This is a genomic window from Bacteroidota bacterium, from assembly GCA_019637975.1.
Classification (GTDB): Bacteria; Bacteroidota; Ignavibacteria; order UBA10030; family UBA6906; genus CAADGV01.
In genome coordinates, this window is record JAHBUR010000008.1 from 14,185 (window position 1) to 32,306 (window position 18,122).

The following is an 18,122-nucleotide window of genomic DNA, read 5'->3' on the forward strand; positions in this document are numbered from 1 at the left end:
ATTTCATGTTGAAGACTATCAAGAGTTCAAGTACTATGACATCAGCAGATCCGGCAAAGGCCAAACAGTACAGCCGCACAAAGCTCGTGCTCGGGATTACCTCATCCGCGCTCTCGTTTGCACTTCTGCTTGTCATCGTTCTGTCGGGTGTTTCGGTGGAGTTGAGAAATTGGGCACATTCTCTTTTCTCGCTCGACTACGCAGCGATTGTTCTCTTTTTGCTGGCATTGGGCATCATGCAATCGTTCGTCACGCTGCCGATAGGCTTCTATTCAGGATTCATTGTTGAACATCGCTACAATCTCTCCAACCAGACCTTCGGGCGGTGGGTATGGGAACGCGTGAAGGGATTACTGGTCGGGGCTCCGCTCATGCTTGCAGTTGTGCTGGTTCTCTACTATTGCCTGAAGACGTACGGCGAATGGTGGTGGCTTCCGGTGAGCATCGCGCTTACCTTTTTCTCTCTTGTTCTGGCGCGAATTGTTCCGACGTTCATCATGCCGCTCTTTTACAGGTTTACGCCCATCGAAAGCGGTTCGCTCAAAGAACGCATTATGAATTTGTGTGAGAAGGCGGGCGTGCGTATCGACGGGATCTTCTCATTCAACATGAGCAAGAACACGAAGAAGGCAAACGCGGGCTTCACCGGAATCGGGAAATCGAAACGCATCATTCTCGGTGACACGCTGATGCAGGAATTTTCGGAGGAGGAAATCGAAACGGTGTTCGCTCATGAACTGGGACATTACACGCACAAGCACATCCTCATCGGAATCGCGGTCGGCATGTGTTCAACGTTTGCCGGACTCTATGTAACATCGAAGCTGTATGCACTTTCGTTGGGATGGTTCGGATTTGCATCGGTAGCGGATGTGGCGGCCTTGCCGATATTGGGATTGTGGCTTTCGGTGTTCGGATTGGTGACATCGCCGTTGGGAAATGTTCTTTCGCGCAAGCACGAACGCGAAGCAGACAGATATGCCGTCACGACAACCAAGAACAAGCACGCATTCATCTCCGCATTGCTCAAGCTGGCGGATACGAATCTTGCCGATCCGGAGCCGCATCCGGTTATCGAGTTCCTGTTCTACAGCCACCCGTCGATTGCGCGGCGTATTGCATTGGTGGAATCGCTGAATTGAAATGAAGAAGATCATCGGCTCCCTCAGGTTTTTGGGCTTGTTTTCGCTTTCGATGTTCTTCGCAAGCATTATTCTGCTGACACTCATCTTTACACGAAGTTCACGGGTGTTTCATGGATATTGCAGAATGTGGGCGAGAAGCGTATTGTTCGTGTGCGGAGTGAAGGTCACGGTTCGGGGCGTTGAGCATCTCCGCAACGGAAACGGTTTCGTCTATGTTTCAAATCATGCGGGAATGTTCGATATTCCCTCGGTGATTGCGGGCATCCCCGATCAAATCCGAATTGTGTATAAGAAAGAGTTGGAGAAGATACCGATCTTCGGTTGGGGATTGAAATTCGGCAGTTACATTGCCATTGATCGGGGACGCGGAGTGCAGGCACAGCGAAGTCTGGAAGAAGCCATCGGCAAAATCCGCAACGGCGAATCGGTGTTGCTGTTTGCGGAAGGGACGCGAACGTTGGATGGGAAGTTGCAGTCGTTCAAGCGCGGGGCGTTTCACATTGCGGTACAAGCGGGCGTTCCGGTTGTTCCGCTGACCATCAACGGGAGTTTCACAATTCTTCCGAAACATTCAATCAGCATCAATCCGGGACATGTTGAACTGATTCTCGACACACCGATTCACCTGACCGGACAACAGGGCAAGGAATCCGAACTCACACTCATGGAGGAAGTACATGCGGCAATCGAGAAGCATTATGTCAACCAGTAATCGCTTTTTCTATCTTTTCGTTCTTTCAATTCTCGCATTCGCATCATGCACGAAGGAGACCCTCGAACCGCAATCCGAGCGAACTACGTTGGGACACATACTGTTAACCGTCGTTACGTCACTTCCCAACCCGAATGATTTCCAATTTCGCGGACGGGTTGAGGGATTCGGCGGCAGCGGCGATACGTTGCTCACGGTACCGGGCGTCGGCACGTTCAATCACTACACGGCATTACGCGACACGCTCACCGGCGACACGGCGTGGGTGTACTATACACTTCCCCCCGGCGAACGGCTGAAGGTGGACACGACGTCACGAACGGTTCTGATTTACAAGAAAACCGACGCAGGCTTCGCGTTGATTCTCAAAAGCAAAAACGATAGCTTGATTGCCATGGTGAACACGCTTCCGCCGGCGGAACTCGACACACTCTTCACAAAGGCAGGCGAGCAGCGTTTCCGTGTTGTGGTGGGCACCGAGTTGTACACTTCCCGCAACACGCCGTGCGGCCGCGAAGGGGACTACAACATGATGTTCTCGTCAGCCGAAGGGTCGGCAAACATACCCCCGGGGCGCAGCGGGTTGCTGCAAACCGGCGACAAGATCTACAACGTTTCGAACGTTCTTAACACGCAGATTATCAAAGATTTGGGAAGCTGTTCGAACTTCCGGTCTGCGTTCCAGTTTATGATTCTCCAGCAGTAATTCACAACCGATGGCAGTAACACTGAACGACGTTGAGTATGTTGCACGGCTTGCCCGTCTTTCTTTTTCGGAGGATGAAAAGGAAACACTGACGCATCAGCTGAACGACATTCTCACATACATGGAACAACTCAACTCTCTCGATACAACAAACGTTGAACCGCTTGCGCATGTGATCGAGTTGAAGAATGTTTTTCGTGAGGATGAGATCAGGAGCGGCGTTTCGCAGAACGAGGCCTTGAAGAACGCCCCTGCGACAAGCGGAGAGTTTTTCAAAGTGCCGAAAGTTGTCGGCCCGCGATGACAAACACCGTTGTCATTATCCCGGCGCGCTATGCATCGCAGCGGCTTCCGGCAAAACCGCTGGCCGATATCGGTGGCAAGCCGATGATCCGGCATGTGTATGAAAGAGCGGCACAAGCAACCCTGGCAACCAAGGTTCTCGTCGCCACCGATGATCGCCGCATTGCAGATGCGGTTGAGGCGTTCGGCGGAAACGCCGCGATGACACCGGTTGATCTGCAAAGCGGCACCGACCGGGTTGCATTTGCCGCACGCAGCATCAGTGGCTCCGACATTATCGTAAACGTGCAGGGAGATGAGCCGCTGATTGCTTCCGAGATGATTGATGAGGGGATTCGCATCGTTGTGGAAAGCGATGCACAGGTCGGTACGCTGGTCAGGAAAATCGAGCAGGAAGCGGAGTTGTTCAATCCCAATATTGTGAAAGTCGCTCTCGGAAAGAACGGCACATGTCTCTATTTTTCACGCTCGCCCATTCCGTTCGGCAGGGATGTTGCCCAAAAGGATTGGCTGAAGCAGACAGCATACTACAAGCATATCGGGCTGTATGTGTTCAGGCGGGAGTTCCTTCTCCGGTATCCGACACTCCCGCAAACCCCGCTTGAACGCGCCGAGAAGCTTGAGCAGTTACGCATTCTTGAACATGGTTATACGATCCGGGCCGCTGTTACAGAGTACGATAGCGTACCCGTTGACACGGAGGATGATTTGAAACGCGTACGACTGGTATATCAACAACAGTATGAACGACGCTGATAACAAGAAGGGATTCTGGGCGGAGGTACGCACAACGTTCTTCCGCGGCGTTGTCGTCATCATCCCTCTCGGCCTCACCTATTGGTTCTTCAGCTCCCTTTTGAACGCGATTGACGGAATTTTTTCGCCCGTTCTGGAGGAATGGCTGGGCCGCAGCATTCCGGGCCTCGGATTCATGACAATGGTGGTGCTGGTGTTTCTCGTGGGCCTGCTGGCGAGAAATCTTGTCGGGAGGATTCTGTTTAATGGCTTTGAAAATCTCCTCAAGCAGATTCCCTTTGTCCGCTCGGTGTACAGCGCCATCAAAGATCTCGTCGGGGCGTTTACGATTGGGGGAAAAGGAAAAACATTCCGCGAAGTCGTGATGATCCAATACCCGCGGCCCGGATTGAATACGCTTGCATTTGTAACGAATGAGATGACGTTCCATACGGCAGACAATCAGAAGGTTGAGTTCTATAACGTCTACATCCCGAACCCGCCGAACCCGACGTCGGGTTTGCTGATTCTTGTTCCGAAAGAACAGGCCGTCAAGCTGAATCTTTCAATCGAACAGGGATTGAAACTCGTTCTCTCCGGCGGGATTGTCCTGCCCGAGAAACTTGAACAACTCAAGAAGTAAGTTATCCAACAACTCTTTGTGACAGATTCGAGCCTTCGTGGCATAGGAACATACCGTGAAACGTCGCCATCAAGTAAAATACATTTTTGTCACGGGCGGAGTGGTTTCTTCGCTCGGCAAAGGAATCGCGTCCGCCTCCATCGGCCTGCTGCTGAAGCTGCGCGGCTTGCGCGTCACAGTCCAAAAATTCGATCCGTATCTCAACGTCGATCCCGGCACGATGAATCCGTTCCAGCACGGTGAAGTGTACGTCACCGACGACGGCGCCGAAACCGATCTCGATCTCGGCCATTACGAACGCTTTCTCGATATCACGACATCCCGCAAGAACAATTCCACAACAGGGCAGATTTATCACGAGGTGATCAGCAAAGAACGCCGCGGCGATTATCTCGGAGCAACAGTGCAGGTCATTCCCCACATAACCGATGAGATCAAACGCCGGTTTGAAGCGCTCGGACAAACGGGCGACTACGACGTAATCATCACCGAAGTCGGCGGCACTGTCGGCGATATTGAAAGTCTTCCTTTCCTCGAGGCGATGCGCCAGTTTATGTTTAAGGTGGGAAGAAAGAATGCCATCGCTATTCACGTTACGCTCGTTCCGTTCATCGGCTCGGCGGGGGAAACGAAAACCAAACCGACGCAGCACAGCGTGAAGGCGCTGCTCGAACTCGGTATTCAGCCCGATATTCTCATCTGCCGCACCGAGCGTCCGCTGTCGGAAGATGTGCGGGAGAAGATCGCCCTCTTCACCAACGTCGAATCCGATTCCGTCATCGACGGGCGTGACGTGTCCACTATTTATGAAGTTCCGCTCAATTACGCGGAAGAGGAGGTTGACGAAATTGTTCTTGATAAACTCGATCTCACCTGCCCGAAACCGAATCTCCGCGAATGGAAGAAATACGTCGACCGTGTGAAACATCCCGCGGGGCGAATCACCGTTGGTATTTGCGGCAAGTACACCGAGCATCAGGATGCATACAAGAGCATCACCGAATCATTCGTGCACGCCGGGGCCGCCAATAACGTCGGGGTGGATTTGAAGTGGATTCGTGCGGAAGACATCGAGCGTGAAGGGGCCGACAAGCATCTGAAAGGCATCGCCGGACTTCTTGTAGCGCCGGGGTTCGGCGAGCGGGGGATCGAAGGAAAGATTGCGGCAATCGAGTACGTGCGGAAGAACAAGATTCCGTTCTTCGGCATTTGTCTGGGATTGCAATGCGCCGTGATCGAGTTTGCGCGCAACGTCTGCGGAATGGAACGAGCAAACAGCACCGAGTTCAAGCTCACGGATCAGAACGTGATTGACATGATGATCGAGCAGAAGAACGTGAAAGAATACGGCGGCACAATGCGTCTCGGAGCGTTCCCGTGCAAGCTCACAAAAGGAACGAAGGCATATCACGCCTACAAGCAGGAGTTGATCTCCGAGCGTCACCGCCACAGGTTTGAAGTGAACGACGCGTTCAAGGAGAAGCTTGCCGCAAAGGGAATGACCTTCAGCGGCATTTGTCCCGACAATGGACTTGCCGAAATGATCGAGCTACCCGACCACCCGTGGTTCGTCGGCTCGCAGTTTCATCCTGAATTGAAGTCCCGCGCCACCAACCCGCACCCGCTGTTCAGGGAGTTTGTGAAGGCGGCGGTGGAGACTAAGGGAGAGAAATAGATAACCTATCTGTTGACGGAATCATGCGTACTGTAGTCACAGCTCTTCTTCTACTCGCGGTTTCTTGTGCGGGTAACTAGAGGGAAGTGGATGCAACCACGTTTGCGTGGCATCCAGAAAAGACACCGTATAGATTCATTTTGGAGATTCCGAACGATTGGAATGATCCGGGGGACTATTTACGATTGAGGAGAATGCTACTGATGAGTTGACCAAAGGAATTGGTATATGGAGTCTTTGACAGGATCTGTTTTCTTCGCAGCAACCTGTTTTCTCGTTTTTCTTTGCTTCAAGTGGTTTGACAAACGGCTTTTGCTCGGATTCGGGATCCTGTTTGCCGTGTACATCGGCATTGATGACGTGCTGACCGGTTTGCCATCACTTGTTCCTGCCTTGAAACAAATCCCCGGCCGCTGGAATTGGGCCGGTAAGATTCTCAGCATTCTCTTTTCTCTTATCGTCATCTTAACGTTTCAAATTGACAGGACAGCCACAGGTCTGATCCTGAAGCAGAGGAATATCTCCAAATCTCTCATTGCCCTGCTCATTTTGACGTTACTCAGCTTCTTTCTCGGTATCGTCTTTAAGCCGGAATTGCCGGATGCAGAGACAATTCTTTTCCAAACATTGATGCCCGGCTTGGCCGAAGAGATCGCTTATCGCGGCATTGCCCCGGCATTGTTACTTGGCCTCATTGCATCCAAGTCGGCGTCAGAGGAAATCCCCTGGGCGGTCATCCTCATCACAGGCATTTCCTTCGGTGTTTGGCATGGTATCAGTTTTCACGAGTATAAGCTCTCCTTCGATCTTATGTCGGCGCTCTTTCCGCTGCTGGGCGGCATTGCATACGGCTGGTTGCGATTTTCCAGCGGGAGCCTGCTGCTGCCTATCATTGCGCACGGCGCAGGCAACACCGTTTTCTACCTGTGGAGTTTCATTTAAGCGTAACGATCCCAGACAAAATCTAATAACTTCATCGGAGTCATCAAGGATGCTCGACGAGACAAGGAAACCCCGATCGCAGCAAATCGACAACAACACCGCTGCTGACAGCATAAGTTTCTACAGTTTTCCCGGCCTTTATTTATTGTTCACATACTGATTGAAAATTCTTTCGTACCTCCGCATTGATCCCATGTTCCTCCGCAAAGTCACACCCGGCTCAACCAGCAGACTGACGATCGTCGATCACGGCGAAACGTACGGACGGCACATTCTCGCCAAGGCACTCACCGGCCTCCGCATTGAAACGTGTGTCGACCTGGGTTGCGGAGGCGGTGATGATCTTATGGTTGTTGCAGCACAGAATCCGCAGGCGGCACTGTACGGCGTTGACTTCGGAGAGTGGAATTTTGACAGACTGAAGGCGCGGAACATCCGCCCCCTCTCCATCAACGTTGAGAAAGAGAAACTTCCCTTCGACGACAACTCCGTTGACTTCGTCATCGCCAATCAGTTTTTCGAACACACCAAAGAGATCTTCTGGATCAACCACGAAGTCTTTCGCTGTTTGAAACCGGGAGGGCATCTCTTCTTCGGAACGCCCAACATTCTCTCGCTCCACAACCGGATTCTGATGCTGTTCGGTTTTCATCCCACCCAACACAAACTCACCTCTGCACACGTCCGGCCGTTTTCGAGACGCGACGTGAAAGCATTCTACCATGACATCGGCTCCGGCTTCTGCCGCATCAGAGGGTTCAGGGGCTCGCAGTTCTACCCCTTTCCGGGAAAAGCAGCGCGGTTCTTCTCACGGCTGTTTCCCGGCATGTCGTTCTCCATTTTTTTCCTCATACAAAAGACCGGAGGCTATCAACGCGAATTTCTCGAATGGCCGGGCAGGGCGCAGTTGGAGACGAACTTTTTTGTCGGACGCTGAGTCCTCCTGAAGCTGTATCTATCCCTTTGAATTCCCCGTCGCTTCTTTCTATATTGAAGCGAACATATCATCCCAATCTCTGACTCATGCCAACACTTGCAGCAATTGATGTCGGCTCCAACGGCATCCGCCTTATCGTCGGAAAGGTGAACGGCGACCGCAACATGCAGATTCTGGAAAACATCCGTGAAGCCGTGCGGCTCGGGCAGGATGTGTTCACAAAATCCGTCATCGCCGAAGAGACCATCGACAAGGCGGCCGAGGCGTTCGCCCGTTTCAAATCCGTAATTGCCGCGCATGACGTGAAGTGGACGAAAGCCATTGCCACGAGTGCCGTGCGGGAAGCACAGAACAAGGACTTGTTTGTTGACAGGATGGAGCAAGCAAGCGGCATCACGATCAATGTCGTTGACGGAGAAGAAGAAGCTGTTCTCATTCATCTTGCCGTTGCATCGAAGATCAACCTGAAAAACAAGCGCGCTATCCTCGTCGATATAGGGGGCGGCAGTACGGAAGTGACCCTTGTTGCTGACGGGCAGATTCTCTCGACGGAAAGTTACAAGATGGGAACCGTGCGCCTGTTGCAGTTGCTGGAGGAAAGAAAACACGGCGAGAAAAAATTCGGCCAGCTTGTGCGTGAGTACGTCGACGCCACACAGAAGAGAATGAAGAAGGAACTCGGCGCCGAGGAAATCGATGTGTGCGTAGGAACGGGCGGAAATATCGAGGCGCTCGGCGCGTTGCGCGTGCAACTGTTCGACAAGGAACGAAGCGACGTTGTACAGGCTGATGAACTTGATACGCTGGTCAAGAAACTTCAAAGCTTGACGTACGAAGAACGCATCCAGCAATTGCTTTTGCGCCCCGACCGTGCGGATGTGATTGTGCCCGCGTCGATTGTTATCCAGAAGTTGTTGAAACGCGCGGGTGTGGATGAACTGCAAATCCCGTCTGTCGGGTTAAAAGACGGCCTGCTCATCGACATGATGCAGGAACTGTATGGCGAGAAGAAAATCTCGTCGCGCGATCAGGTGTTGACGTCGGCATTGCAGCTCGGCCGCAAGTTCTCGTTCGACGAGCAGCATGGACTTGCTGTGGGCCGCTATGCAACTCGTCTCTTTGACGAAACGCGAAATCTTCACAATCTCCCGATGGAATACCGGCTGCTGCTGGAGGTCGCCGCAATGCTGCATGATATCGGTCATTTCATCAATATGATTGATCACCACAAGCATACGCTCTATCTCCTTACAGCATCGCCGGTTATCGGACTTTCGAAGGCACAGATGGCTATTGTCGCAAACGTTGCCCGCTACCACCGGAAATCCCTGCCGAAACCACAGCACGAAGCGTACAGCGTGCTGTCATCGAAAGAGCGTGTCATCGTCTCGAAACTTGCAGCGATTCTTCGTCTTGCAGATGCAATGGACAACGAACATGCGACGAAGGTTGAAGATTTCACCGTTGAGTACAAGAAGCCCAAGTTCATTCTTACGTTGAAGGGCGAAGGCGACCTGCTGTTGGAAAAATGGGCATTGATGAAGAAGGCGGCAATGTTCGAAGAAGTGTACAGCGTGAAGCTTTCCATTAATGACTAAGCGAAGTACACAATCGGGATCGGGCAAAAAGGCAAACCCGCGGAAACCGCCTTCACGTCGTCTGCCGCGGATCGGTACAATACTGATCGACTCACTGGAACAACGGTGGCGCAAATATCTGAACGAACTCCGGCGATGCAAGCGGGCGTTTTCCGAGGAAGCCGTTCACGACGTACGCGTCGCAACACGACGGCTGATTTCCACGTTGTTGATCATCAGGATTGTCTATCCCGACCGGAATATGCGCAAGATCGAGCGCAGATTGAAACGGTTGTTTGATTCGATGAGCCCGCTGCGCGATGCGCAGGTACAACTTCTTTCACTTCAGGAGAAGGTGATGGACTATCCAGAGTTGGAGACCCTTCTGACTGTTCTCAAAGTCCGTGAGCGAAACCTGATGGATTCCATCTCACGAAGAATCTCGACGATCGATACGATATCGATGGGGAGATCATTTCGCGGACTGAAGGAAGGGCTTCGCCGGCATTTCTCCCGCCCGATGATGGGAGAGATCTGTTGGAATGCCGTGCTCGGTGCAGCGCTGGGACGTTTCAATGCGGCAGTATGGGGAAAGGAACACAGTATCCCTTCGCGGCCCGCAACAATTCACCGGGCGCGCATTGCATTCAAGAAATTCCGCTACACGCTGGAAGCAATCGCCCCGATGCTGCCTGCTGCCGACAAACGTATGTTGAAAGCGATGGATGAGTATCAGACACGAATGGGAAGCATACAGGATGCTCGAATTTTGAATGACCTCGTAGCCCGCTTCACCCAGCAACGTCCGCCTGCATTGCGCAGAGAACTTGCCGGTCTTCGCCGCGAGCTGCTTGCCCGGAAGAAGGAATTGATCTCCCACTACGAACAATCGGCAGATGAGTTGTACAGTCTCCGTAAGCCGATGTTGACTTCGAGAAAGCAAGGAACACGTCGATGAATCTCTACATACTTCGTCATGCAATTGCCGAGGAGCGCAGTCACGAACACTGGCCCGATGACTCCCTCCGTCCTCTTACAACCAAAGGAAAGAAACGCATGCATCGAATTGCGGTGGCCATGCGGGCGCTCGGCCTTTCGTTCGATGTCATCTATACGAGCTCCTACACGCGGGCACGGGAAACCGCCGACATTGTTGTTGCTGTTTTCAATGCCGGGAAGAAGCTTCGCGAAACCGGGACACTGGCGGTTGACGGCGACCCTGGAGAACTTGTCCGCCTCATCAACAGCGCGAAGAACGAATTCGAGAATGTATTGCTTGTCGGACATGAACCGTACCTTGGAGAGTTCATCTCCACTCTTCTTGTCGGTGATTCGAGCCTGCCGCTGACGATGAAAAAGGGGGGAATTTGCAAACTCAGCGTCGGCAACTTGAAGTACGGAGCCTGTGCATCCTTGGAGTGGCTTCTGCCGCCATCTGTTTCATCGCTGATCGGGAATTCACGATGAAGGTATTTCTCATCACCCTTCTCACATTTCCTCTTCTTCTTCACTCGGAACAGAAAACAGCGGTCAACGCGGCTCTTCCGGGCTACGATCTCTCCGACAAAAAGCCGCGGCAATTCGTTCTGCCCAACAAACTGGCCGAAGCATCGGGTCTTGCAATGACTGATGATGGACGCCTGTTTTGTCACGATGACGAGCGGGCTGTTGTGTATCAGATTGACTATTCAAACGGCGCAGTTGTCAAACAATTCTCGCTCGGCAGATTTGGCGTGAGAGGTGATTTTGAAGATATTGCCGTTGTTGGGAGGTTGTTCTATCTTGTCGAAAGCAACGGCACGATCTATGAATTCCCTGAAGCCGGAAACGGACAGACGGTTGAGTTCAGAACGTACACAACGCCGTTGACAACAAAGAACGATGTTGAAGGGCTTGAATATGATCCCGAAACACACTCTCTGCTTCTTGCCTGCAAGGAATTTCCCGGCAAGGGATATGAGGGACACAGGGCGGTGTACTCCTTCTCACTCAAAACAAAACAACTCTTGCCAGCGCCCCGTTTTCTCATTCCTCTGAAGAACATTCGGGGAAAGGAATTCAAACCTTCCGGTATTGCCCGCCATCCGAAAACGGGAACGTTCTTCATCATCGCTGCTCGTGGCAGCACCATTATCGAAATTTCCAAGGAGGGGAAAATTCTCAGCCAGCAGCCGATTAACAGGAAAGTGAATACACATCCCGAAGGAATCGCTTTTGCGCCTGATCTTACACTCATTCTCTGCAACGACGGGCAGGGAAAGCGCGGTACGTTAATCCTGTACCCAAAGAAACAATGAGGATGACCATGAAGATAAGTTCCCGATTAACGCTGTGTATGTTGCCAACTCTATGCTTGTTGCTGGCCATGCCATCCCTTGCACAGGACGACTCTTCGCGCGGGCCCTACCTCGGCTTGCACGGCGGCTTATTTAATCCTTCGTCTCCGAAGTTCACGGATCTGTACTCGACAAGCATTCGTGTTGCATACGGCCTCACATTGGGGTCGCATTTGTCTGAGATGTTTGGGACTTTCGGACGAATAACGCGGAGGGAATTTTCAAATGGCACGACTATCATACGGTTGGATCCGACATTCTCCCCCGTCACTTCTCCGCTCGTTCTGCGTATGTGGTTACTCGACGTTGGAATAGAGATTCGGCTTGCCCGTTTTGATCTTCTTTCTCTCGGTGCATGCATCGGGGCGACCGTCGGATACGCAAAGGAGGAAATACAGTTGCTCAACCGTCAGCCGAAGAATGAGGGATATGGCATAGCCGGAGTGTTCATTGGTGCTGTGGTCGAGCAGAAAATCGCTGGAACACCACTGGCTATTGTGTTGGACTTGCATTACAGCAGCACAACCTCAACTCCTGAGCATTACACGAACATCTATGGCGGAACTACATTGCTATCCGAACTGCGGTGCTATTTGTGAACAACACGGATAGCATAGCCATCATTGCCGCAACGGCAGAATACGTCAAGGCAAAACTCTCGGGCGAAGGTTCGGGGCACGATTGGTTTCACGTTGAACGTGTCTGGAAGAATGCGCGACACATCGGCACCGAAGAACAGGTTGACATGTTCATCGTCGAACTTGCTGCGCTCCTGCACGACATCGCCGATTGGAAATTTGCCGGAGGTGATGATTCCGCCGGACCGCGGGAGGCCAGAACATGGCTCGAAAGTCTGAAAGTTGACGAGGAGACGATTGCGCATGTCTGCGACATTATCATGAACCTGTCGTTCAAAGGGGCCGGAGTGAAGAGTGCAATGCACACACGTGAGGGCATGGTGGTTCAGGATGCCGACAGACTCGACGCCCTCGGCGCTATCGGTATTGCGCGGGCGTTTGCCTACGGCGGACATAAAGGAAGCGAGCTTTACAATCCGGACGTGAAGCCGGAATTTCACACATCATTCGAACAGTATAAGAACAGCCGCGGCAATACGATCAATCACTTCTACGAGAAGCTGTTGCTGCTGAAAGACCTGATGAACACGGAAACTGCCGGAAAAATGGCTGAGCAGCGGCATACGGTCATGGAAGTGTTCCTTGAACAATTTCTTGCCGAATGGAACGGCACACGTTGACAAACGCGGAGTAACAACAATGAGAAATCTCTCAATCATCGTTTTTGCAATTTCCGCGACTGCGTGGGCGCAACAACCTGCGCGAGACTATCCGGTGACGGCGGTTCCGTTTACCCAGGTTCGCGTCTCCGATGCATTCTGGGCGCCTCGCATTGAAATGAACCGCAGTGTTACCATTCCGTCGTCGTTCGATCACTGCAGAACAACCGGGCGGATCAAGAATTTTGAGATGGCGGCTGAACGAAAGGGGAAATTCCTCACGAAGTATTCATTCGACGATACCGACATTTACAAGACTCTTGAAGGCGCTTCGTACGCGCTGTCTACACATCCCGACAAGCATCTTGATGCATATCTTGACAGTCTTATTGAATTGATCAGTCGGGCGCAGGAACCTGATGGCTATTTGTTCACCGAGCGTACGATGGATCCGGTCAACACAAGCAAGCGCATCGGATCGGAACGGTGGGTGAATGAACGGCTGCACAGTCACGAGTTGTACAACGCGGGACATTTGTACGAAGCCGCGGCAGCACATTTCCTCGCGACGGGCAAACGTTCTCTGCTGGGTATCGCCCTCAAGAACGCGGATCTTATTGATGCAACATTCGGGCCCGGCAAGCGGCGCGTTGCACCCGGTCATCAGGTGATTGAGATGGGCCTCGCCAAACTCTATCGCATTACGGGAGACGAAAAGTATCTCCGACTTGCCAGGTTCTTTCTTGATGAGAGGGGCAGAGTCCCCTATGACACGACCAGCAAGGATGTTTTCCGAAACGGCAAATACTGGCAGGATCATAAGCTGGTTGTCGATCAGAAGGAAGCGGTCGGGCATGCTGTTCGCGCCGTGTACATGTACAGCGCTATGGCCGATATCGCCGCACTGACGGGAGATGCATCATATATCCGCGCCATTGATACGTTGTGGGAGAATGTTGTCGGAAAGAAAATGTATGTACACGGCGGCATCGGCGCGGCAGGTGACGGCGAGCGTTTTGGCGAGAACTACGAACTGCCGAATCGTGATGCATACTGCGAAACCTGTGCTGCTATCGGCAATGTGTTCTGGAATCACCGCATGTTCCTGCTTCACGGCAACGCGAAGTACATCGATGTGTTGGAACGGATTCTCTACAACGGATTGATTTCGGGTTTCGGGCTGGATGGAAAGACATTCTTCTACACCAACGCAATGCAAATCAGCAAACACTACCGCCATCCCGATATTGAACTTTCGCGCTCGACGTGGTTTCCTTGCTCGTGCTGCCCCACGAATATCACACGCTTCGTCCCATCGATTCCGGGATACATTTTTGCGCAAAAGGAGAAGAACATTTATGTGAATTTGTTCGTGTCAGGCGAAACGGAGATCTCCCTCCCGAACGGCGTTCGCGTTGCGTTGAAACAAGAGACGAACTATCCGTGGAACGGAAAGGTGAGAATCGCAATCAACACCGGGAAGTCGGCGCGGTTTTCAGTGAATATCCGTATTCCCGGATGGCTTTCCCGGCCGGTTCCGTCCGATTTGTACAGCTATCAATCAAAACGGACAGCTTCCTATTCGCTGACAGTGAACGGTTCAACGGCGACAGTAGAAGCAAAAGACGGGTACGCAATTCTTGATCGTGAATGGAAGAAGAATGATGTGGTGGAAATAGATTTTCCAATGAACATCGAGCGCATGGTATCGCACCCGAATCTCAAAGAGAATTCGGGTAAAGTTGCCCTGCAACGCGGGCCGCTTGTGTATTGCGCGGAATGGGTTGACAACGGTGGACTGACAAGCAACTTGTTGTTACCGGACGACACGGAGTTGAAGGCGGAATTCCGCCTTGATTTGCTCAACGGAGTGATGACGCTTTCCAGCGAAGTCCCGGCATTTGTTCTCGGGAAAGACGGCAAAAGTGTAACGACGGAGCGGCAACAGTTTGTCGCAATTCCCTACTATGCGTGGGCGCATCGGGGAGAGGGAGAAATGAATATCTGGCTGCCGCGAGCTCTTACGGGGATAGAAATCATTAATCATTGATCATGATATGAGGTTAACGTGACGCCGGAGATACTTGCCAACGGACTTGCGTGGTACGTCGTGTTTTTGTTTTCAATAACAGTGCACGAAGCGGCTCACGCATTTGCTGCAATGAAAATGGGAGACGACACGGCATACAACGGCGGACAAGTAACGCTTAATCCTGCGCCGCATGTACGCCGCGAACCATTCGGCACCGTGATCGTTCCGATTCTCTCCTACTTCCTTGCGGGTTGGATGATGGGATGGGCAAGCGCGCCGTACAATCCGCATTGGGCGTTACAGTATCCGAAGCGCTCCGCAATTATGTCGCTTGCCGGACCGGCATCGAATCTGGTGCTTGTCTTTGGGACTTCGATCATCATTCGGCTGGGAGTTGAGTTCGGCTTCTTTGTACCGCCCGAGAGGCTTTCCTTTACTCATCTTACTGAGGCCGTCGATGGGGGCATGTGGTCAAACGCTGCAACCATACTTAGCATTCTCTTCTCTCTGAACCTGCTGTTGTTTGCTTTCAATTTGATACCTGTGCCGCCGTTGGATGGAAGCGGTGCATTGCCGCTTTTCATGAGCGAACAGCTCGGACAGAAGTACATGAGTCTCCTGCATCGATCGGGCTTTGCCATTTTCGGTATTTTTCTCGCGTGGCAATTGTTCACGTACATCTACCCGCCGATTCATTTGGCGGCAATTAACTTGCTGTATCCCGGCTTAGATTATCATTGATACGGCAGCCAGTCGTTCGACATGAATCTTGAAGAACAAATCCTCAAAGAACACTCCAAGCACAACACGGTCCGCATTGCGCGGTGGGTTGGCAGCGACAAAAAGCGATTCAAGCAGTTAATGGATCTGTTTCTGAAAGGAGAATATCGAGTGACGCAGCGATCAGCGTGGATCGTATCGCATTGTGCTGATGAACATCCGGTTCTTCTTCTTCCCTACCTCAACAAAATGATCGACCGTATGATGGAACCGGATGTGCATGTTGCGGCGAGAAGAAATGTCGTCAGGCTTTTGCAGAATATCGAAGTCCCACCCAAACTTGCGGGCAAAGTGGCAACGATTTGTTTCGAGTTGCTGGCATCTCGGAAAGAGCCGGTTGCCGTAAAATGCTTCTGCATGACAGTTCTCGGCAACATCGCAAAGCAAGAGCCGGACCTCGGGAATGAAATCCGGCTCATCGTTGAACAACAGATACCGTGGGGAACGGCGGGGTTTCGCGCAAGGGCAAAAAAAGTATTGAAAGGGCTCGACGCCCACTGAGCTACTGAATCGTGCTCTTCCTGCCGGCGTTTACTTTCTTGAGATATTCCATCAGCGGCTGATAGTATTCAAGCATTGCGCGGGCGCTCAGGTCTTCCCCTGTTTTCTCTTTCAGCACCTCTCGCCAATCGCGGGTAGCGCCGGGGCGCATAATGCCGCGCAGAAAATCTCCCGCTTCTTGGTTGCCATAATAATTGCAGACATTCGGGCTTTGTTTCAGAATATTCTTTGCGATATAGTCATGAAGCTGGAATTTCAGCACGCACGAGATCGCATAATCGTAATACTGCCCGGGATCGTCGATGATATGAGTTTTCGTCGCTGCATCGCAATATTCTGAAAGCCGCGGCGTCGGAGGAACAATCCCCTGAAATCTTTCCACATACTCCCACCAGCGCTTGTTGTATTCATCCTTCGTCAGGTTCTGCTCGTAGAGGTCGTGCTCGAAATGCGACATCGTGCCGGCGGCGAATGGGATGAACACAACGGAGCTGCTGGAAAGTGCTTCATTCAACAGCCACTGCGTCTGGTCAATCTTCTTCGCCGGAAGCAGGCCAAGATCCTGCAGATACGGCTGTTGCATCGACGCGATGGCCATCAAATCGCCGATACCTTCGTGGTAGCCGCGGTTTGCCCCGTCACGCAAAACCATGGGCACATCCGGATTTGAGTATTCTATGAAGTAGTAGATGTGTCCGAGTTCATGATGCGATGTTCTGAACCACTCCGCCGTCGGTTCGATACTCATTAATGAACGATAGTCATCGGCAAGATTGATGTGCCACGCCGAGGCATGATTGTTCTTCTTGCGCGCCGAGCCTGCTTCCACAGGATAAAGATCGGACTTTTCCCAGAATGTCTTGTTCATTTCCGGGAACCCGAGGCTCACGTAGAACTTCTCGGATTGTTCAGCAATCCATTCCTTTGTCTTTGTCTTGAACGGCTCGTTCAAATCTACAGACTTGATAAGTCCGGGCCAGTTCTGCCCCCAACGGTTCGGCAACCAGTGAGCAGGTAGCTTGTCGGGTACGGGCTGTTTATATCGTTTCGCGAGCTCATAGCGGGCGTATGTATGAAGTTCCCTGTACAGCGGCCGAAGTTCGTCCACTAATTTCGCCATCAACACCATCATCTCCGATGTAGACATGCCGTAATCGGCGACCTCAAGGTCGAAATAGGAGTTGTATCCCATTTCCCGCGCAACTCTGTTTCGCAGGTATTGAAGCTCTTCCAGTCCGTCCCGGAGTTCTACCCCGACACCTTTGCTGGTTTCCCAGGCGAAGAGTCTCTCTTTAAGATTGTTTGACTCCACCAGAATGCGATCTATTTCGTTCGTTGTGACTTTCTTCGGCTTTCCATCCGCGTCGGTCATCATGTATTCATAGCCGTAGAGGGCACTTGTCTGCTTTGTTGTCGCGCTGATCAGCGAGTCGACAACGGCCGGAATGGTCCCGGGAGCGTGGGCTGCAAAAAGACGAATCTTCTCAAGCTGGCGAACCTGCAAAGGATCAAGTTTGTCGCGTTGTGCAAGCAAGGTCTTCGTCTTCTCAATAACCTCTTTGCTTCCTTGGAATCTTGCCAGCACTTTTGTTGCCTCCGTGGCGAGACTGTCGTTCACGTCGCTGATGTCGGTATTGGCAAGCCATTGCGCTTCATTCGCAGCCGTCAGCAGCTTGTGGAATTGCGTGTTATAGTCCTGAAGAAATTCATCTGCCTCTTGCTTCGGCTCGTTTGCGCAGGAAGTCAGAAGCAACGCTGTAACGGGAAACAGCATCAGGGTAACGATATGTTTCATTCTCCTATCTCCAATGATTATGTTGTTGGAACAATTCTGTCGCACGAGGCCACTGGCCTTCCTTGT

Annotated in this window: 19 protein-coding genes; 18 read left to right on the forward strand and 1 reads right to left on the reverse strand. The window is 52.0% G+C overall.

The genetic code is table 11. The annotated features are described in order from the left end of the window. Positions 1–35 precede the first annotated feature (35 nt). The 18 genes from KF749_05740 to KF749_05825 all read left to right on the forward strand — a co-directional run bounded on the left by KF749_05740 (position 36) and on the right by KF749_05825 (position 16,261). Positions 36–1,142: a M48 family metallopeptidase gene (locus tag KF749_05740; GenBank protein ID MBX2990654.1), complete on the forward strand. Its 1,107-nt coding sequence runs from the start codon at positions 36–38 to the stop codon at positions 1,140–1,142. A gap of 1 nt (position 1,143) precedes the next feature. After that, entirely contained in the window at positions 1,144–1,857 is a 714-nt protein-coding gene (locus tag KF749_05745) for a 1-acyl-sn-glycerol-3-phosphate acyltransferase (protein MBX2990655.1), read from the forward strand. Next, a complete protein-coding gene (locus KF749_05750; GenBank protein ID MBX2990656.1) occupies positions 1,844–2,563 on the forward strand; it encodes a hypothetical protein in 720 nt (239 codons plus the stop codon). The genes KF749_05745 and KF749_05750 overlap by 14 nt, the downstream gene beginning before the upstream one ends. Before the next feature lie 10 nt (positions 2,564–2,573). Next, a complete protein-coding gene (gatC, locus tag KF749_05755) occupies positions 2,574–2,867 on the forward strand; it encodes an Asp-tRNA(Asn)/Glu-tRNA(Gln) amidotransferase subunit GatC (protein MBX2990657.1) in 294 nt (97 codons plus the stop codon). Next, a complete protein-coding gene (kdsB, locus tag KF749_05760; protein MBX2990658.1) occupies positions 2,864–3,622 on the forward strand; it encodes a 3-deoxy-manno-octulosonate cytidylyltransferase in 759 nt (252 codons plus the stop codon). Before gatC ends, kdsB begins: the two co-directional genes overlap by 4 nt. Further along, positions 3,609–4,244, forward strand: a complete 636-nt coding sequence (locus KF749_05765) for a DUF502 domain-containing protein (protein ID MBX2990659.1) — start codon at positions 3,609–3,611, stop codon at positions 4,242–4,244. Before kdsB ends, KF749_05765 begins: the two co-directional genes overlap by 14 nt. 55 nt (positions 4,245–4,299) lie before the next feature. Next, complete coding sequence (locus tag KF749_05770) at positions 4,300–5,919, forward strand: CTP synthase (protein MBX2990660.1); 1,620 nt, start codon at positions 4,300–4,302, stop codon at positions 5,917–5,919. A gap of 228 nt (positions 5,920–6,147) precedes the next feature. Beyond that, on the forward strand, positions 6,148–6,861 hold the full coding sequence (locus KF749_05775; protein ID MBX2990661.1) for a CPBP family intramembrane metalloprotease: 714 nt from the start codon (positions 6,148–6,150) through the stop codon (positions 6,859–6,861). Between the two features lie 238 nt (positions 6,862–7,099). Continuing rightward, positions 7,100–7,798 carry a class I SAM-dependent methyltransferase gene (locus KF749_05780; GenBank protein MBX2990662.1) on the forward strand — a complete coding sequence of 233 codons (699 nt, stop codon included), beginning with the start codon at positions 7,100–7,102 and terminating at the stop codon, positions 7,796–7,798. Positions 7,799–7,884: 86 nt separating this feature from the next. Then, positions 7,885–9,396, forward strand: a complete 1,512-nt coding sequence (locus tag KF749_05785; protein ID MBX2990663.1) for a Ppx/GppA family phosphatase — start codon at positions 7,885–7,887, stop codon at positions 9,394–9,396. Further along, on the forward strand, positions 9,389–10,333 hold the full coding sequence (locus KF749_05790; protein ID MBX2990664.1) for a CHAD domain-containing protein: 945 nt from the start codon (positions 9,389–9,391) through the stop codon (positions 10,331–10,333). The genes KF749_05785 and KF749_05790 overlap by 8 nt, the downstream gene beginning before the upstream one ends. After that, positions 10,330–10,842 carry a phosphohistidine phosphatase SixA gene (sixA, locus tag KF749_05795; GenBank protein ID MBX2990665.1) on the forward strand — a complete coding sequence of 171 codons (513 nt, stop codon included), beginning with the start codon at positions 10,330–10,332 and terminating at the stop codon, positions 10,840–10,842. The genes KF749_05790 and sixA overlap by 4 nt, the downstream gene beginning before the upstream one ends. Next, positions 10,839–11,672 carry an SdiA-regulated domain-containing protein gene (locus tag KF749_05800; GenBank protein ID MBX2990666.1) on the forward strand — a complete coding sequence of 278 codons (834 nt, stop codon included), beginning with the start codon at positions 10,839–10,841 and terminating at the stop codon, positions 11,670–11,672. Before sixA ends, KF749_05800 begins: the two co-directional genes overlap by 4 nt. 8 nt (positions 11,673–11,680) lie before the next feature. After that, complete coding sequence (locus KF749_05805; protein ID MBX2990667.1) at positions 11,681–12,310, forward strand: hypothetical protein; 630 nt, start codon at positions 11,681–11,683, stop codon at positions 12,308–12,310. Between the two features lie 14 nt (positions 12,311–12,324). Then, positions 12,325–12,969: an HD domain-containing protein gene (locus tag KF749_05810; protein MBX2990668.1), complete on the forward strand. Its 645-nt coding sequence runs from the start codon at positions 12,325–12,327 to the stop codon at positions 12,967–12,969. Positions 12,970–12,988: 19 nt separating this feature from the next. Continuing rightward, positions 12,989–14,998 (forward strand): glycoside hydrolase family 127 protein, encoded by a 2,010-nt coding sequence (locus tag KF749_05815; GenBank protein ID MBX2990669.1) that lies wholly within the window; start codon positions 12,989–12,991, stop codon positions 14,996–14,998. A gap of 18 nt (positions 14,999–15,016) precedes the next feature. Then, positions 15,017–15,721, forward strand: a complete 705-nt coding sequence (locus tag KF749_05820) for a site-2 protease family protein (protein ID MBX2990670.1) — start codon at positions 15,017–15,019, stop codon at positions 15,719–15,721. A gap of 21 nt (positions 15,722–15,742) precedes the next feature. After that, positions 15,743–16,261 (forward strand): hypothetical protein, encoded by a 519-nt coding sequence (locus KF749_05825; GenBank protein MBX2990671.1) that lies wholly within the window; start codon positions 15,743–15,745, stop codon positions 16,259–16,261. A gap of 1 nt (position 16,262) precedes the next feature. Here the strand turns inward: KF749_05825 and KF749_05830 are convergent, their stop codons facing one another. Continuing rightward, positions 16,263–18,056: a M2 family metallopeptidase gene (locus KF749_05830; GenBank protein MBX2990672.1), complete on the reverse strand. Its 1,794-nt coding sequence runs from the start codon at positions 18,054–18,056 to the stop codon at positions 16,263–16,265. Positions 18,057–18,122 lie beyond the last annotated feature (66 nt).

Coding starts and splice junctions, on each gene's coding strand:
- KF749_05815 (MBX2990669.1), top strand. CDS start 12,989: ATGAGAAATCTCTCAATCATCGTTTTTGCAATTTCCGCGACTGCGTGG.
- gatC (MBX2990657.1), top strand. CDS start 2,574: ATGGCAGTAACACTGAACGACGTTGAGTATGTTGCACGGCTTGCCCGT.
- KF749_05785 (MBX2990663.1), top strand. CDS start 7,885: ATGCCAACACTTGCAGCAATTGATGTCGGCTCCAACGGCATCCGCCTT.
- KF749_05805 (MBX2990667.1), top strand. CDS start 11,681: ATGAAGATAAGTTCCCGATTAACGCTGTGTATGTTGCCAACTCTATGC.
- KF749_05765 (MBX2990659.1), top strand. CDS start 3,609: ATGAACGACGCTGATAACAAGAAGGGATTCTGGGCGGAGGTACGCACA.
- kdsB (MBX2990658.1), top strand. CDS start 2,864: ATGACAAACACCGTTGTCATTATCCCGGCGCGCTATGCATCGCAGCGG.
- KF749_05750 (MBX2990656.1), top strand. CDS start 1,844: ATGTCAACCAGTAATCGCTTTTTCTATCTTTTCGTTCTTTCAATTCTC.
- KF749_05790 (MBX2990664.1), top strand. CDS start 9,389: ATGACTAAGCGAAGTACACAATCGGGATCGGGCAAAAAGGCAAACCCG.
- KF749_05800 (MBX2990666.1), top strand. CDS start 10,839: ATGAAGGTATTTCTCATCACCCTTCTCACATTTCCTCTTCTTCTTCAC.
- KF749_05775 (MBX2990661.1), top strand. CDS start 6,148: ATGGAGTCTTTGACAGGATCTGTTTTCTTCGCAGCAACCTGTTTTCTC.
- KF749_05740 (MBX2990654.1), top strand. CDS start 36: ATGACATCAGCAGATCCGGCAAAGGCCAAACAGTACAGCCGCACAAAG.
- KF749_05825 (MBX2990671.1), top strand. CDS start 15,743: ATGAATCTTGAAGAACAAATCCTCAAAGAACACTCCAAGCACAACACG.
- KF749_05745 (MBX2990655.1), top strand. CDS start 1,144: ATGAAGAAGATCATCGGCTCCCTCAGGTTTTTGGGCTTGTTTTCGCTT.
- sixA (MBX2990665.1), top strand. CDS start 10,330: ATGAATCTCTACATACTTCGTCATGCAATTGCCGAGGAGCGCAGTCAC.
- KF749_05830 (MBX2990672.1), bottom strand. CDS start 18,056: ATGAAACATATCGTTACCCTGATGCTGTTTCCCGTTACAGCGTTGCTT.